General features: G+C 40.3%; 13 protein-coding genes. 7 read left to right on the top strand and 6 right to left on the bottom strand.

The features are described 5' to 3' along the window. Positions 1 to 47 precede the first annotated feature (47 nt). Positions 48 to 1,001 carry a 50S ribosomal protein L3 N(5)-glutamine methyltransferase gene (gene prmB, locus ACMUMK_RS18265; RefSeq protein WP_414702593.1) on the bottom strand — a complete coding sequence of 318 codons (954 nt, stop codon included), beginning with the start codon at positions 999 to 1,001 and terminating at the stop codon, positions 48 to 50. Positions 1,002 to 1,090: 89 nt separating this feature from the next. Here prmB and smrB point away from each other — a divergent pair, with 89 nt between their 5' ends. Then, complete coding sequence (gene smrB / locus ACMUMK_RS18260) at positions 1,091 to 1,666, top strand: endonuclease SmrB (RefSeq protein ID WP_414702592.1); 576 nt, start codon at positions 1,091 to 1,093, stop codon at positions 1,664 to 1,666. 307 nt (positions 1,667 to 1,973) lie between these two features. Next, entirely contained in the window at positions 1,974 to 4,262 is a 2,289-nt protein-coding gene (locus ACMUMK_RS18255; RefSeq protein ID WP_414702591.1) for a PQQ-binding-like beta-propeller repeat protein, read from the top strand. Between the two features lie 199 nt (positions 4,263 to 4,461). On the opposite strand, the gene ACMUMK_RS18250 is transcribed toward ACMUMK_RS18255, so the two are convergent. From ACMUMK_RS18250 to ACMUMK_RS18235, 4 genes are all read right to left on the bottom strand, one after another. Beyond that, positions 4,462 to 5,400, bottom strand: a complete 939-nt coding sequence (locus ACMUMK_RS18250) for an alpha/beta fold hydrolase (protein ID WP_414702590.1) — start codon at positions 5,398 to 5,400, stop codon at positions 4,462 to 4,464. A gap of 90 nt (positions 5,401 to 5,490) precedes the next feature. Further along, positions 5,491 to 7,290 carry an acyl-CoA dehydrogenase C-terminal domain-containing protein gene (locus tag ACMUMK_RS18245; RefSeq protein ID WP_414702589.1) on the bottom strand — a complete coding sequence of 600 codons (1,800 nt, stop codon included), beginning with the start codon at positions 7,288 to 7,290 and terminating at the stop codon, positions 5,491 to 5,493. A 70-nt stretch (positions 7,291 to 7,360) separates the two neighbouring features. Beyond that, positions 7,361 to 8,542 (bottom strand): acetyl-CoA C-acyltransferase, encoded by a 1,182-nt coding sequence (locus ACMUMK_RS18240; protein ID WP_414702588.1) that lies wholly within the window; start codon positions 8,540 to 8,542, stop codon positions 7,361 to 7,363. Positions 8,543 to 8,599: 57 nt separating this feature from the next. Beyond that, positions 8,600 to 10,729 (bottom strand): 3-hydroxyacyl-CoA dehydrogenase NAD-binding domain-containing protein, encoded by a 2,130-nt coding sequence (locus tag ACMUMK_RS18235; protein WP_414702587.1) that lies wholly within the window; start codon positions 10,727 to 10,729, stop codon positions 8,600 to 8,602. Positions 10,730 to 10,979: 250 nt separating this feature from the next. On the opposite strand from ACMUMK_RS18235, the gene ACMUMK_RS18230 reads away from it, so the two are divergent. The 5 genes from ACMUMK_RS18230 (at position 10,980) to ACMUMK_RS18210 (ending at position 16,048) form a co-directional block, all read left to right on the top strand. Next, entirely contained in the window at positions 10,980 to 11,900 is a 921-nt protein-coding gene (locus ACMUMK_RS18230; RefSeq protein ID WP_414702586.1) for a haloalkane dehalogenase, read from the top strand. Positions 11,901 to 11,913: 13 nt separating this feature from the next. Continuing rightward, on the top strand, positions 11,914 to 12,672 hold the full coding sequence (locus ACMUMK_RS18225; protein WP_414702585.1) for an SDR family NAD(P)-dependent oxidoreductase: 759 nt from the start codon (positions 11,914 to 11,916) through the stop codon (positions 12,670 to 12,672). Between the two features lie 60 nt (positions 12,673 to 12,732). Next, entirely contained in the window at positions 12,733 to 14,376 is a 1,644-nt protein-coding gene (locus tag ACMUMK_RS18220; RefSeq protein WP_414702584.1) for a long-chain-fatty-acid--CoA ligase, read from the top strand. 242 nt (positions 14,377 to 14,618) lie between these two features. Next, a complete protein-coding gene (locus ACMUMK_RS18215; protein WP_414702583.1) occupies positions 14,619 to 15,311 on the top strand; it encodes an aspartate/glutamate racemase family protein in 693 nt (230 codons plus the stop codon). Between the two features lie 275 nt (positions 15,312 to 15,586). Next, positions 15,587 to 16,048, top strand: coding sequence for an Hsp20 family protein (locus ACMUMK_RS18210; RefSeq protein WP_414702582.1), 462 nt, complete (start codon positions 15,587 to 15,589; stop codon positions 16,046 to 16,048). 120 nt (positions 16,049 to 16,168) lie between these two features. Here ACMUMK_RS18210 and ACMUMK_RS18205 read toward each other — a convergent pair whose 3' ends face one another. Then, positions 16,169 to 17,062, bottom strand: coding sequence for a hypothetical protein (locus ACMUMK_RS18205; protein ID WP_414702581.1), 894 nt, complete (start codon positions 17,060 to 17,062; stop codon positions 16,169 to 16,171). Between the last annotated feature and the right edge of the window lie 61 nt (positions 17,063 to 17,123).

Below are 17,123 nucleotides of genomic sequence, written 5' to 3'. Positions count from 1 at the left end.
TGTTTTATTCCTATTTTTAAAAATTTTACTCTGAATATTTGTATATTTTAGTGATCAACTGCTCGCCAGTATTCAACTAATTGCTTCTTGCTTATAGCAAATACACCACTACCACCATTTTCAAACTGTACCCATTGAATAGGTAGTTCAGGATAACGAGTATACATATGCACTTCACTGTTACCCACTTCGACAAACAACCATCCTTTATCGCTTAGGTGATTAGGTGCTTGACGTAATATATTATCAACTAAATCAAGGCCATCGGCCCCTGCCGCAAGGGCGAGTTCTGGTTCATGATGAAACTCTTCGGGTAAGTCACTCATATCTTCTGCATCAACGTAAGGAGGATTACTAACGATTAAATCGTATTGCTGTCCTTGCAGAGCATCCATTAAGTCTGAATAGATTGGAAAGACCCTATGACTCAAGTCATGTTCGTTAATATTAAGCTCTGCCACCTCAAGGGCATCAGGGCTGATATCTACCGCATCTACTTGGGCCTCTTCAAAAGCATATGCCAGTGCGATAGCAATACACCCGCCTCCGGTACATAAATCTAAAATATGCTGTGGCTCATCATCTGTTAGCCAATCTTCAAATTGATTTTGAATAAGTTCTGCAAAAGGAGAGCGTGGTATCAAAACCCGCTCATCAACGTAAAATGGTAAGTTACAAAACCATGCTTGATTAGTTAAATAAGGTACAGGAATACGCTCTTCTACACGGCGTTTAACTAATTCAATGATATTAAGTTTTTCTACCTGGGTTAAACGGCTATGAAATAATTGATCCCCAGTTTGTAACGGTAGCTCCTGTGGCAAATGCAAAAGCTGTAACACTAAACTAACCGCCTCATCCCAAGGGTTATCTGTGCCATGACCATAAAATAATCCAGCTTGATTAAAGCAGCTAACAGACCAGCGCACCATATCTAACATAGTGTGTAAATCTTGTACTGTTTGTTCAATACTTTGCTCTGAAAAGGTGTTTTGGGTCATAAGCTCGCTTATTAAATCTGTTTCTATCGATATTCTCATTTAGCAATGTTTGTTATGCTACAGGGAAATTGATACTTGTTTTGTAATGAATGAAAAACACGCCATCTCACAATCAAACTCCAGCAAATTTCGAAGAAGATGATCTCTTTAAGAAAGAGTTTAAAGATATCGCGCCAATAAAGCAGGACAAAATACCGCCTCAACGCTATTCCAGCAAGCAGAATTGGAATACAAAGCAAAAAAATCAAGCAGCTCAGTCAGAAATGCGCCAAGCAGCTGCTGCATTTGAGTTTTCGGATGGTTTTGAAGCTCACTTTGAGATTGACCAAGTACTTAAATATGTCAAGCCCGATACAGACAGTCATGAAGTCAAAAGATTACGCCGAGGGGACTACCCTCCTGATCTAATCTTAGATTTACATGGTTTAAAAAAAGAAGAAGCTAAGCACGAAGTGGCAGCACTTATTCACGCGGCGCAAAAGCAACATGTTTACTGTGTAAGTATTATGCACGGCAAAGGCACTTATACCTTAAAAAAAGCCATTCCTAATTGGTTGATTCAACACCCAGCAGTACTAGGGTTTCATCAAGCTCCAAAAGAATGGGGAGGCCAAGCAGCCGTTTTAGTACTGATAAACTTACCTCTGCACCATGCAAAATACTAATATCTTTACACCTTGATATTTTATAAGTCACAGTATCAAAAGCTTGACCTAGGTTAGTCCGCTGCTAATAAAGTACTTATATCAGTAGCCATATTAAAATTACTTAAGTGAAAAAATTAGACAGGCAAGAACTAAAGTTAATAACTTTTAAAAAGCGTCGACATTATAACGCAAGTGGATTAAATTTTGTGCCTGTCCTATGAAATGTCAATTTTCCTCTAACTCTCAAACCTAAAGGTGGAGTTTGTAGTTTTAATTCTAAGTTAAATGCAGGGCTTACTAAGTATTCGAATTAAAGGAAATATAAATGGTAGGAAATAAGTATATTGTTAAATTGTTGGGGCTAACTGTGTTTTCATCTTCGAGTCTATTTGCTACTGACGGCGACTTGAAGTGGACCTTCGAAACAGGGGCTGAAATTATAAGCTCACCAACGTTCAGTAACAGTGGCGTTATCTACATCGGCTCATATGACCACAAATTATACGCAATAAACCAAGACGGCTCCTTAGCATGGAGTTTCTCTGCAGGGGCGGGAATAAGTGCAACTCCAGTAATCGCTGATGACGGAACAATTTATTTCGGTTCAATTGACAACAATATATATGCATTAAATTCTGATGGTACTTTAAAATGGAGTTTTACTACCGATGGAGACATCAATAGTTGGGCCTCAATAGGTCAAGATGAAACCGTTTATATTGGTTCTGATGATAATAAAGTATATGCACTCAATAATGACGGGACTCTAAAATGGTCATATGAAACAAATGGAGATGTGAGAAGCTCTCCAACTGTGTCTGCCGATGGGGTTATTTATTTTGGCTCTTATGACAATAATTTCTACGCACTCAATTCAGACGGCACTTTAAAATGGAGTTATGAAACAGGTGCTGAAATAGCTGGCTCATCAGCTATAGGTGATGATGGTACAATCTATACAGGATCTTTTGACGGTAACATTTATGCTTTTCAACCAGACGGTACAGTTAGCTGGACATTTACGACAGAAAACAGAGTTAGAAGCTCTCCAGCCATAGATATAAACGGCAATCTATATTTTGGCTCTTATGATACTTATCTCTATTCTATAAGTTCAGATGGAGAGTTAAATTGGCGTTACCCAGTTGATTCAGTCATACAAGGCTCTCCAACAATTACAAGCGATGGAACTGTGTATATTGGGGCATCTAACGGTGTATTTTATGCAGTTAGCTCTGACGGTGAGCTAAATAATTCATATACTACGGCAGGTGCTATTTTTAGCTCAGCCGCGGTTGGTACAGATGGTACATTATACGCTGGGTCATTTGATGGAAAACTCTATGCATTTGAAGGCAGTTACGGCCTAATGCAGAGTGTCTGGCCGAGATTTGGACAAAATAGTACTGGCTCCAGCTTAGTTGGAGATAATGATCCTGTTCCTAGTCAACTGCAATTTAGTACTTCAGCTCTTCTAGTAAATGAAGGTACCACAACTGCCGATATTGAATTAATTAGAACCAATGGAGCAGTTGGAGATGTATCGGTAGATATTATTTCCAAAGATTCTTCAGCAGAAAGTCCCAATGATTATTTATCAATAGACTCCACTATCACGCTATTAAATGGCGAAACGAGTTCAGTGGTATCTGTAACTATTATTAACGACTCTGATGTTGAGGACGACGAAAGTTTCACTTTATCGCTAGCTAACTTAACTGGAGATGTAACATTTGGCGTTAATACCGTTAGTACTATAACTATTATTGACGATGGCGACACTTTACCTACTGGTACATTTAATTTTGTTAGCGCTAATTATACTGTTGATGAAGGAGATGGTAGTGTGAACATACCAATTAATCGCATTAATGGTAGTTATGGCGAAGCCTCAACAGATTATTTATTAATTTTTGACTCGGCTTCAAGTGAAGACGTAACTGAACTTCGAGGCACTGTAATTTTTGCCGATGGAGAAACCTCCAAGACATTAACAATCCCAATCGTAGATGACAGTACCTCAGAGAGTTTAGAAACCTTTTCAATCGAATTAAACAATGTCAGCGGTGCAGTATTAGGAGAAGTGATATCAACCACGGTTTCAATTATAGATAACGACGAGCCAGTTATTTTACCCAGTGGAACTTTAAATTTTGATAGCACTAATTACTCTGTTAATGAAGGAGATGAAAACCTTGTATTAACTATTACCCGAACCAATGGTAGTAATGGGGAAGTATCAGTTGATTACGTATCAAAAATAGATTCAGCAACCACCGATGATTACACAGATTTACAAGGCACATTAGTATTTGCTGATGGTGAAACTAATAAGACTTTAACAATTTCCATTATAGATGACGACTTCGCTGAGGATATTGAAACCTTCTCAGTCGAGCTAAGTAATGCTAGCGGCGCAATCTTAGGTGAAATAATTTCAACTACAGTGACGATTACCGATAACGACTCTACTACTTCAACCCCCGAAGTATGTAGTGCATGTAAGAAAGCCGCTGGTTCATTGAATTACACTATAATTTTATTATTAGGCTCTATATTTTTATTGAACACTTTTCTTAAACCAAGACAAAAACACTTTGATTTCGATAACTAACAAGCTCTATATTTTATCAAAGGTAGATGCGGTAAGTTGAATATTAAACTTTAACTTACCGCTAACTTTATTCTAGTATCCCCCTTAGTACTTCGCATTTTATTACACAGTAAAGCTACTTATAGTAATCTTTTTTACAATAAAGAATTTTCGATATGAGATAATGGCTCCAGTCAAGTAGTTGCTGAAATAAATATAATTAGCAGCTATTATCGTTTTCATTTAATTGTAAAAAAATCTCAATTTCTTTATTCACCTCGTCGGGTAATTCATGTTGCAGCCAATGACTTGCAGTTAAATAACGAATCACCTCTACATTTGGAACATACTCCTGTATTCCCTCGATATTTTGCTTCACAAATGCTTGGTCTTGTTCTCCCCATAAAATCAAGGTTGGGCAAGTTATACGAATGTTAGGAATTTTCATGTCTTGAGGCGCAATAATGGGGCCCTTAGATTGGGATGTCCGACTCTGTGAAGGTGCTAGTTGTGGCATGGCTTTGTAATATTGCAACATACCAGCGATGGCACCGGGTTGTGACCATGCTTTGAGGTATTTTCGGCGCTGCTGCTGTGATAAAACTCCTTCTTTCATACCAGTAAAGACCTCCTCATTAAGGTACTTAAATCCATTTTTAGATAATTTCACAACGGCATTTTCGGCAATTAATTCATGAATATATTCACTTTTTTGACGTTGCTCTGGGTTTCTTATCATTTCACGAGTAAATAGGCTTGGATGTGCGGCATTGAGGATCACTAACCGCTCAACCAAGTGCGGGAAAAACGCAGTTAAAGGCCAAGCAATGGCACCACCCCAATCATGTGCAACCAATATCACTTTTTGATTAGGAGCAAGCTGCTGAATTAATTTAGCTATAAATTGGATTAAATTAGGCACTTCGTAAAAAGACTGTTCTTGAGGTTTATCACTCAAATTATATCCAGGTAAATCAGGCGCTATTACACGGTATTTTTTACTAAAAAAATCGAGTTGGGCATGCCATGTTGCCCAGTATTCAGGAAAACCATGTAAGAATACTATTGTTTCAGTGGTTGAATCTGCTGTGTATTGAGTTGGACCACCTTCAACGTAGTGAATAGTGGTTTGATCTACTTTGATAAATTGATGCTTCATACCTTTACCTAATCATGTCGTCCAATAAAAAAGCGAACCGAAGTTCGCTTTTTTTATCAGCCTATTTATTATTATTTTTGGCTAATTCTGTTAAACAATATTAAATTGTTCTTCTTGCATACTCATTAAATTACTCGCCCCAGAGTCCATAGACAAAGCTAAAGAGCGAGTTCTAACCAATAAACGGTCAAAGTAAAACTTAGCGGTATGCAGCTTAGCTTTATAAAACTCCTCATCATCTGTACCTTCATCAAGTTTTTGTTGCGCCACAACAGCCATTTTCAACCAAAAATAGCCAACAACAAGGTAACCAGAGTACATTAGATAGTCTACTGAAGCCGCTCCAAGCTCTTCTGGGTTAGTAGCGGCGCGCTGCATAATTTCTTCTGTTTTTTGATGCCACTCATGAATATGTTTATCTAGGCTGTTGGACCACTCATTAAATTGGCTTTTACCACGAATACTTAAACAGTATTCTTTAACCTCATCAGTAAAGACACTGAGCAGTTTACCATTAGAGCCAGCGACTTTACGGGCTAATAAATCTAAAGCTTGAATTCCAGTTGTCCCCTCATACATAGTACAAATACGGGTATCTCGAGCCAGTTGTTCCATTCCCCATTCTGCAATAAACCCATGACCACCAAACACCTGCATACCATAGCTTGTCACTTCTTGAGCCGTTTCAGTCAAAAAGGCTTTAACAATAGGTGTTAAAAAAGCCAGTTTTGCTTCAGCACCTTGTTTTTCAGCTTCATTTTGACTGGCGTGGGTAACATCAACTAGTTGCATGGCATACATAGCTAGCGCTCGGTTGCCCTCTGCAAAAGCTTTTTGGGTTAGTAACATGCGACGAACATCAGGATGATTAATGATAGGATCAGCGGGACCAGTAGGATTTTTAATGCCGCCCATGGACCTAAATTGTAACCGGTCTTTAGCGTAGGCTAATGCACCTTGAAAAGCCGCATCAGACGCTGCTAAACCTTCAAGACCTGTGCCGATTCGAGCGCTGTTCATAAAAGTAAACATACAGTTTAGCCCGCGGTTTTCGGTTCCAACTAAATACCCTTTTGCACCATCAAAGTTTATAACACAGGTAGCTGAGGCTTTTATGCCCATTTTATGTTCAATAGAGCCACAAGATACGTTGTTTCGTTCTAATTTTTCACCGTCTGGACCTGCGTTAAACTTAGGTACGACAAAAAGAGAAATACCTTTTGTGCCGTTAGGGGCATCTGGTAAACGCGCAATAACGATATGTACTATATTTTCTGACATATCATGCTCACCAGCTGAGATGAATATCTTAGTACCTGTCAAACTATAACTACCATCATCATTTGGAACGGCTTTACATTTAAGCATACCTAAATCAGAACCACAGTGAGGCTCAGTCAAACACATAGTACCTGTCCAAGTTCCAGCTACTAAGTTGTTCAAATACATTTTTTGTTGCTCTGGTGTTCCCCACTCTTTCAAGGTTTCCATACAACCTTGACTTAGACCTGGATACATAGCCCAAGAGTGGTTAGCCGCTGAAAACCATTCAGCAATGATACTACCTAAGGAATAAGGAAGGTTTTGACCTCCAAATTCTTCGGGGTGTGTCATTCCAGTCCATCCACCTTCAACATACTTTTGGTAGGCTTCTTTAAAACCCGTAGGAGTGGTAACGACACCATCGTCCCATTTACATCCTTCTTGATCACCAATAGCATTGATAGGTGCTAATTCGTTTTCTGCAAACTTTGCAGCTTCAGAAAATATGGCTTCAACCATATCGGGAGACGCATCATCAAACCCTAGGCTCGCATAATGCTGCTCATAGCCTAGTAATTCATTCATCACAAACAATGCTTCTTTTTGGGGGGCTTTATAATTTTGCATAACTTACCTCTTAAAAAATATGACTCGTTTGGCTCTCATTACAAACTAATTGAAAGCCATAAAATGGGGGTTAGTAAACCTCAAATAATCCAGCGGCTCCCATTCCCCCGCCGATACACATAGTGCACACCACATATTTTGCACCTCGGCGTTTTCCCTCAATAAGCGCATGACCAACCATGCGGGCGCCACTCATCCCATATGGGTGCCCCACTGAAATAGCGCCCCCATTTACATTGAGTATGTTATCGTCGATTCCCAACTTATCGCGGCAGTACAGCACCTGTACCGCAAAGGCTTCATTTAGCTCCCACAACCCTATATCATTCATGGTCAAACCATGTTGTTTAAGGAGCTTTGGTACTGCGAATACAGGACCTATTCCCATTTCATCAGGCTCACAACCCGCTACAGCGATGCCACGATAAGCACCAAGTGGTGTCAGGTTTTGTTGCTCTGCTAATTTACTATCCATTAGGACACTGGCAGATGCGCCATCTGATAACTGGCTAGCGTTACCTGCGGTAATGACTCCACCTTCAATTACTGGTTTTAAATTTTGTAGGCCTTCTAGCGTAGTTTCTGCGCGATTACCTTCATCTTTTGTAAGGGTAACTTCTTGAAAGCTTTCTTCTTTTGTTTCTCTATCTATGATGACTTTAGTAGCCGTAACGGGAACGATTTCATCGTCAAAATGGCCAGCAGTTTGAGCAGCAGCTGTACGCATTTGGCTTTGGTAAGCATACTCATCTTGAACATCACGGCTAATACCATAACGTTTTGCAACCACTTCAGCGGTTTGCAGCATGGGCATATAAATATCTTTATGCTTTTTAGCTAAGGCAGGGTCTACCATACGGTGGGTATTCATAGCTTTATTTTGCACTAAACTGATAGAGTCAAGGCCACCAGCAACCATAACTGGTACATTATCGGTAATGATATGTTTAGCAGCTGATGCAATTGCATACATGCCTGAACTGCATTGACGGTCTAGTGTCATTCCTGATACTGATACGGGCAAATCACCAGCTAATGCAGCTAAGCGACCGATGTTCATTCCACCACTGCCTTGGGTTAGCGCACTTCCCATTATTACATCATCAACACTCGCAGGATCTATGCCCGACTTTCTTACAGCTTCACGAATGGCATGCCCGCCAAGACTTGGGGCTTCTAGATTATTAAAGGCACCTTTATAAGCTCTGCCGATCGGTGTTCTAGCTGTTGATACAATGACTGCTTCTTTCATAATGTTCTCTTTTAATAAATTACATAACTCGTTAAATTAATGGTTAAACTGGCCCCTTTAGAGGTCAGAGAATCGCTTACCCTGCTCGGCTAGTTGCTTTAAAAGTGGTGCCGGTTCAAACCAGTTCTTACCATGTTCGCCTAACTCGTCACGATATTTACACATAGCGTCATAAACAGTTTTAAGACCTATCTCATCGGCATATTGCATAGGTCCACCTCGGTATACTGGGAACCCATAGCCATATACATAAATCACATCAATATCACTAGATTTAGCTGCAATTCCTTCCTCAAGAATTAATGCTCCTTCGTTTATCATTGGAAAAATAATACGCTCAATAATCTCTTGGTCAGAAATGTGGCGTTGTGCAACACCCAAATCCGCTGCGGTTTGTTTAGCTAGCTCCAAAACACTCGGGTCTGGAATCGGCTTACGACTACCTGCCTCGTACAAGTACACACCTTTACCTGCCTTTAACCCGACTCTGCCTTGCTCAACTAACTTGTCAGCCAAAATACAATAGGTTGGATCATGCTTTATAAACTCTCGGCGGGATTCACGTACAAACGCACCAATATCTTGGCCTGCCATATCACCCATAGTGAAAGGCCCCATAGGTAATCCAAAGTCGTAAATAACCTTGTCTACGTTTTCAGGCGTTGCGCCCTCTAACAACATACGGTTTGCCTCTCGACCATATGTTTCAATCATTCTGTTACCCACAAACCCAAAACATACGCCAACTAACACTGCCACTTTGTTAATTTTTTTTGCCATTTTCATCGACGTTTTGATAACTTCTGCAGAGGTTTTACTTGTTTTAACTACCTCTAGCAGCTTCATAACATTCGCAGGACTAAAGAAATGAAGACCTATAACATCCTCAGGGCGACTAGTCGCCGACGCTATTTCGTCTATATCTAAGGTAGAGGTGTTAGAAGCTAAAATAGCACCTGGCTTACAGACAGCGTCTAAGGATTTAAACACTTCTTGCTTAACAGACATTTTTTCAAAAACAGCTTCTATTACTAAATCAACATCACTAAGGTCTGTGTAGCTAGTGGAGCCTGTTAGCAGAGCCATTCTTTGTTCAACTTGCTCTTGGGTTAGCTTGCCCTTTTTAGCTGAGCTTTCGTAGTTTTTACGGATAAGCGCCAAGCCTTTATCAAGTGCTTCTTGTTGCAGCTCAATCATAATGACCGGGATCCCTGCATTGGCAAAGTTCATGGCAATACCGCCGCCCATGGTGCCCGCTCCAATAATACCTACTTTTCGAATATCTCTGACTGGGGTGTTTTTATCAAAATCTTCAACATGAGACGCTGAGCGCTCTGCGAAGAAAAAGTGCTGTTGTGCTCTGGCTTCTTTAGAAGCCATGCACTCCATAAATAGCTCACCTTCACGCTTTAAGCCCTCATTAAAAGGCAATTGCACTGCTGCCTCTACTGCTTGAATACAGCGTTTGGGTGCAAAAAAGCCACGGGCTTTTATTGCTAACCCTTGATGATACTGCTCAAAAAGCTCACTTGGTGCTGTACTTGGGTCTACACTTATATCGCTGGTTTTTCGTACTTGGGCACCTTGAGCAATGAGGTCATCACAAAAGCCAATAGCAGAAGTCAACAGGGCTTCTGGCGTATCAACAATTAGGTCGAATACCCCTTGTAACTTTTTAGCCGCCACTGGACGTCCGGAAACAATCATATCTAATGCTTGTTGCACACCAGCTAGTCTTGGTAGACGTTGAGTGCCGCCAGCGCCAGGTAAAATTCCCAAATTAACCTCAGGCAAACCAACCTTATTACTTTCAAACGTAACCCGATAATGGCAAGCCAATGCAACCTCAAGTCCGCCACCAAACGCTGGGCCATTTAAAACAGCGACAACGGGTTTAGGTGAGTTCTCAATAGCATCCAATACCAAAGGCAAGTTGGGCTCTAGATCACCGCCACTAAATTCGCTTATATCGGCGCCTCCAGAAAACAAAGCTTGTTTTGATGAAATGACAATAAGTTCGACAGATGTGTCTGCGATGGCTTGGTTAATACTATCAATCAGGCCCACTCTGACTGATTTCGACAAAGCGTTGACTGGGGGATTTTGCATCCACACAGCGGCCACTTTTTTTAAAGCTGGCGTATCAATTATTTCATAGGCAACAGCGTTTAGTTCTTTTTGATTCATGAAAGTTTGGTACCAATAGAGAATGATTGCAAAATACTAGGCCACCTAAATCAATCATTCTAATTTATTGATTTTATACAATAGAATAACCAAAGGTTATTACATGTCATTAACATTGAAATTTTAAAAACAGTATATATTCACCGAATCAATAACACTTTATCACTTTGCGCTAGTTGACTTTATATCAGGCTTTTGATTCTCTAGATATACATTTTGTTTACATTAATTTCACAACGAGAGATTGATCTTGCAGATAAAAACCACCCCAGATAGCTGCTTTAACAATATTAGCGATTATCAATATCAGGCTAATTATATTCGTGTAAGTGACACTGAAGGTGGCTTTATGAACCTTCACTATATTGATGAAGGTCCAAAGGACGGGGAGATTATTTTGCTATTGCATGGAGAGCCAAGTTGGGGATATTTATACCGAAAGATGCTCCCCCCCTTAGTAAACAAGGGTTACCGAATAGTGGTCCCAGATTTAATTGGATTTGGAAAATCAGATAAACCTATCAAAAGAAGTGATTATACCTACCAGCGACACCTAGACTGGATACGCCAAATACCACTGCAACTTTCACTCAAAGACATTACCTTAGTCTGCCAAGACTGGGGAGGTTTGTTAGGATTGCGATTGGTGGCAGAGCACCCTGATCTTTTTGCCAGAGTAATGGCAGCAAATACTATGCTACCTACAGGCGATCAAACACCTAGTGACGCTTTTTTAAAATGGCAAAAATTCTCTCAGGAAGTCGAAGTGTTTCCTGTATCAGGTGTCATTAAAGGCGCCACAGTTACTAAATTGCCTACGTCTGTACTTGCTGCCTATGACGCTCCTTTCCCCCATGAGTCATATAAGGCAGGGGTTAGGCAATTTCCACTACTGGTCCCCACCCATCCCAGTGATCCACAAAGCGCTAATAATCGCTTGGCTTGGAAGAACCTTCAAAAGTTCAATAAACCATTTTTAACCGCCTTCAGTGACACTGATCCTGTTACTGCCGGTGGTGACAAGATTATTCAAAAACTCATTCCGGGCTGTAATGGACAAAAACATACCACTATTAAAAATGGTGGACATTTTTTACAAGAAGATCAAGGAGGCTCCCTAGTTAAGGTCCTACTAGATTTTATGTCTTCTAATCCAATAACCCACACGTAATAGGAACATAAATATGGATCCATTATTAGATTTCAGTGGCAAAGTAGCCACAATTACCGGAGCCGGAAGTGGCTTTGGGCGCTTGTTAACGCAAGGCTTAGCAAATAGAGGTTGTAGGTTGCTAATTAGTGATATTGACCAACAAAGTCTAGATGAAACACTCGCTTTGGTAGAGAACAAAGAAAATGTAGTTAGCTTATTTTGCGATGTTGCGAAAGAGCAAGATTGTAAAGCTATGGTTGATTCAGCGCTCGACAAATTTGGTCGACTGGATATTGGTGTGAATAACGCCGGTATTGCTCACGAAATGACGCCTTTACATTTATTGTCTGAAGACACTATGGATAGCCAGTTCAGCGTTAATGTGAAAGGCGTACTCTATGGCATGAAATACCAAATAGCCGCTATGCTCGACCAAGGTGATGGTCACATTTTAAATTTAAGCTCTATGGCTGGTATTGGAGGAGCACCGAAGGGCGGTGCATATGCTGCGGCCAAACATGCAGTTGCTGGACTGACCCGCACTGCAGCGGTTGAATACGCCAGAAAAGGAATAAGATGTAATGCAATATGCCCTTTTTATAGCCCAACCGCAATCCTAGGCGAGTTCGCATCAGCTGAAGGCCAAGCACAACTTGCGCGAGGTACACCAATTAAACGCCTTGCTGACCCTCAAGAAATTGTGAATGCCATGTTGCTTATATTATCTCCAGGCAATTCTTATATGACAGGACAAACCATAGCGATAGATGGCGGTGTGTCTGCTTGGTAGCCACAACCCTAAACCAAATATAAATATCAACAAAATTCACAATATTTAAAAGGAGCCCTTATGCAAGCATTAATGATGAACTCCCAACTGATGATCTCTTCTATTCTCAGACATGCAGATAAAAATTTTCCTGATACAGAGATAGTATCGGTCACTGCGGATAATCCAAGGCATAGACACACCTATAAAGATTTTGCGGATCGCAGCCGTCAATTAGCCAACGCTTTAACAAGGTTAGGCGCTAAATTTGGTGATCGTATCGGCACGCTAGCTTGGAATGATTACCGACACTTAGAGCTGTACTATGCTGTTTCAGGTACAGGCATGGTTTGCCATACCATCAACCCAAAGCTGTTTCCAGAGCAAGTAAATTACATTATAAATCATGCAGAAGATCGCTTTATATTTGTGGATCTATTGGTTGTCCCCTTAATGGAGGCATTGCAGGCTCATTTACCAAAAGTTGAAGGCTATATTATATTGACAGATGAGGCTCATATGCCCGACACATCTCTCAAAAATGTCATGTGTTATGAAACACTTTTAAGCAAAGAATCTTCAGAGTTTGAATGGCCTGAATTCGATGAAAATACCGCTAGTGCTATGTGTTATACATCAGGCACAACTGGTAACCCTAAAGGTGTAGTCTATAGCCATCGCTCAACCTTACTGCACGCTTGGGGTGGCAGTATGCCCGATGTCACAGCCGCTTCTTACAAAGAAACGACACTCCCAATAGTGCCAATGTTTCATGTAAATGCATGGGGCGCGCCTTATGCCGCTTTAATGGCCGGTTCTAAAATAGTTATGCCGGGGCCCAAAATGGCTGATGGCGAAGCTCTACAGAACTTAATTGAATCAGAAAAAGTCACTTTTAGTTCTGGTGTGCCAACTATCTGGTTGGGTTTACTAGATTACCTTCAAAAGACAGGGAAAAGCATTCCTTCATTACAGCGTGTAAGTGTGGGTGGCGCAGCATGCCCACGTACCGTAATTGAACGGTTTAAACATGCCCACGACGTTGAAGTCATTCAAGGCTGGGGAATGACAGAAACCAGCCCACTAGGCTCTATATTTTGTCGCAAATCTGGAATGGAAGACCTTTCAGAAGAAGAGATTATAGACATTCAGTGCATGCAAGGTAGAGGTGTATTTGGATTAGAAATGCGCATAGTAGACGAAAACAACAACGAACTACCTTGGGATGGCGTAGCTTTTGGCGCGCTAAAAGTTAGAGGGCCTTGGGTATCTAGTGGTTACTATGGCATGTCTCAAGAACCTGGAAGCCAAGGTTGTCCTGTAGATGAAAAAGGTTGGTTTGATACTGGGGATGTTGCCACTATTAACCCCCAAGGTTATATGCAAATAACTGACCGTACCAAAGATGTTATTAAATCAGGTGGGGAATGGGTCAGCTCAATTGAAATAGAGAACGCAGCCGTCAGCCATCCTGCCATTGCAGAAGCCGCTGCAATTGGCCGCTATCACCCTAAATGGACTGAGCGTCCTTTACTCATTGCGGTTAAAAAAGAAGGCGAACAAGTCACCACAGATGAGGTGCTAGACTTTTTAAAAGACAAGTTACATAAATGGTCAATGCCCGATGACGTGGTATTTATGGATGAACTCCCCCATACAGCAACCGGTAAACTTAACAAGCTATCCTTACGTAAGACTTTAGAAGGGTATGAATTTCCTAGTTAAGACAAATTAAAATTTAAGGGGAGTATTTCGGGCACTTAGGTGCCCTTTTTTATGGGTAAATACAACACCCTCTTTTATATAACCCAACAAGATGGTTTTCATAGGCACTCTGGGCTGGCTATTTTACAACAAAATATACCTTTACCGATTTGCCCTATGTTAGAGATAGGTATTTACTAGTTCTTTTTAGGTTTAAATCACGCTATCGTAATTTATAGAACCTTCAAACTACAGGAAACACATTGAAAACTATAGGCTTAATTGGTGGAATGAGCTGGGAATCGACAGCGAGTTATTATCAACAACTGAATCAAGGGATAAAACAGCATTTAGGAGGGTTACATTCGGCTAAAATAGTTATGGTAAGTGTAGACTTTGCAGAGATTGAAGCGCTACAACATATGGGAGATTGGCAAAAAACGGCAGAAATACTTGCCAATGCAGCCCTGTCACTAGAGGCCGCAGGCGCTGATTTTTTTCTAATTTGTACCAACACTATGCACAAAGTTGCAGACTATGTAACCCAAGCCGTAAGTATCCCTTTGTTACATATCGCTGATGCTACTGGTCAACAACTGGTAACTGAAAAAATCAGTAAAGTTGGCTTATTAGGCACTAAATTCACCATGGAACAGGATTTTTATAAGCAACGCATCATCAACAAGTTTGCTATTGATGTGATTGTTCCCACAGATAAAGAACAAGACCTAATTCATTCAGTGATCTACCAGGAGTTATGCTTAGGAAAAGTGTCAAATTCTTCGCGCGACCGTTACCTTAAAGTCATTGAAAACTTAGTTGAAAGAGGTGCCGAAGGAGTGATATTAGGATGTACTGAAATTGGATTACTCATTGAAAAGCAGCATACCAGTACACCACTTTTTGACACCACACACATTCATGCATTGGCGGCAGTGGCACAATCCTTAAAATAATTAATAAAAATTATTAAATATTTATCAATAACTTAAAAATAATTTTAATTTTTTTGCTTTTTCTATATTGAAAAACATTAGCTTATCTACATATCTATTATGTCGACGCCGCAAGGGTTGACACAAAAATACAAGAGGTGTTTTTGCAGTACCAGACTTAACATTAAGTAGGTACTCCCACAGTGGGAAGGTGACAAGGAAAGCCATACCAATACGCCGCCGAATTTTCGGGGCAACTTAACTTTTTATATTGCTTAATTTATGAGGATATACTTATGCGTAACATCGATCTATCTCCACTTTACCGTTCATTCATTGGTTTTGACCATTTAGCTTCAATGATTGACACTGCGTCACGAAACGAAAAACAATCATCTTACCCTCCCTACAATATCGAATTGTTGGCTGAGGACAAATACCGCATCACTATGGCAGTTGCTGGATTTGCTAAAGACGAAGTCAGTATTGAAGTACTCGAAAACACTTTACAAGTGATTGGTACTAAAAAGCCTCAGGAAGGCTCAGAAAATACTAAACCAGAAGAGCGGAAGTTTTTACATAAAGGCATATCAGAGCGAAGCTTTGAGCGTAAATTCCAACTAGGGGATCACGTTAAAGTACTTGCTGCTGACTTAGAGCATGGTTTACTACATGTTGATTTAGAACGAGTAGTACCAGAAGCGAAAAAGCCACGAAAAATTGAAATCGGCAGTAAGCTTATCGAAAACAACGAATAAGTTTCCCCCTTCCCCATTTTGTGTGTAGACAACAATAACGGCGCCTAGTGAGCGCCGTTTTTTGATTTAGACCCATGTTTCAAAAAGTAAACAATTAGCTAATGTGGAGAAATTAAGACGTTATACATTTATTTTGGTTAGTTTAAACTTAAATCGCTTAAATTTTCTGTGTTGTAGTACTACGCCTGTTATACCAATAAAAAAAATGGCAAATGAAGTCGGCGCATTGACGTTTGTAATTATGGGGTTTAAAGAATCAACCTCTGCGTGCAAGTTTTCAATGATTAATTCTTCTCTAAAATCTAGTTCAAAATTTATCCCAAATAACTCTGCGTATTCCCAAGTAGGTTCAATCTCAAATATCGGGTCAACCCAACCGAATGAACCAATCCAACCAAAACCATCGTCATAGTATTGACTCCCATTAAAAAAAGTACCTGAAGAAGCTGACATGAATACTTCGATCGGGTTACTAACATTAAACGTTGACTCTCCGAATTCTGTAAAGCCCCCAGTCCCCAGGTTGGAGCTGGCATAACTTCTATAAAGATAATTTTCACTTCTAGACCCAGCGCCCTCTTCTTGTATCTGAATCCTCGCAGATGCATAACTACTAATATCATTGCTATAGCTACCAATGGAGTTTATTCCCAACCCCCAATCTATGTTTATTGGAATAGTGTCAAAATCCAATTCCTTATCAGTATCTAATAGATAAGGTGTAGCAATAAAATGGATACTGACGTAAGACTCAACGTCAAGCCTATCTCCACCCATGTATGGGCGTGTATCGTAGTTCCGATAGAAATCTGCTACTGCAAGAGCCGTCTTAGATTCGATATATGTCGGAGCATTCATATCTATAGTCATTGATGTATGCATACCGCCATTTAACCACCCACGATCATTGGCTCTTATACTATACTCATATGTTCCTGGAACAGGGTAACTAAAGTCCCCAGAATCTACAGTAGAAATGATAGAGGCAGATAAGTTCGATGCTAATGAATACAAACCAACACATATCGAAAAGCAGATACTTTTTTTCATTGTAATCCTCCAATATCCTTATTTT

This window comes from Paraglaciecola sp. 2405UD69-4, assembly GCF_047525415.1.
GTDB lineage: Bacteria > Pseudomonadota > Gammaproteobacteria > Enterobacterales > Alteromonadaceae > Paraglaciecola.
Note: the sequence above shows the minus strand (reverse complement) of the source record. Positions and strands in the feature narration are given on the sequence as shown.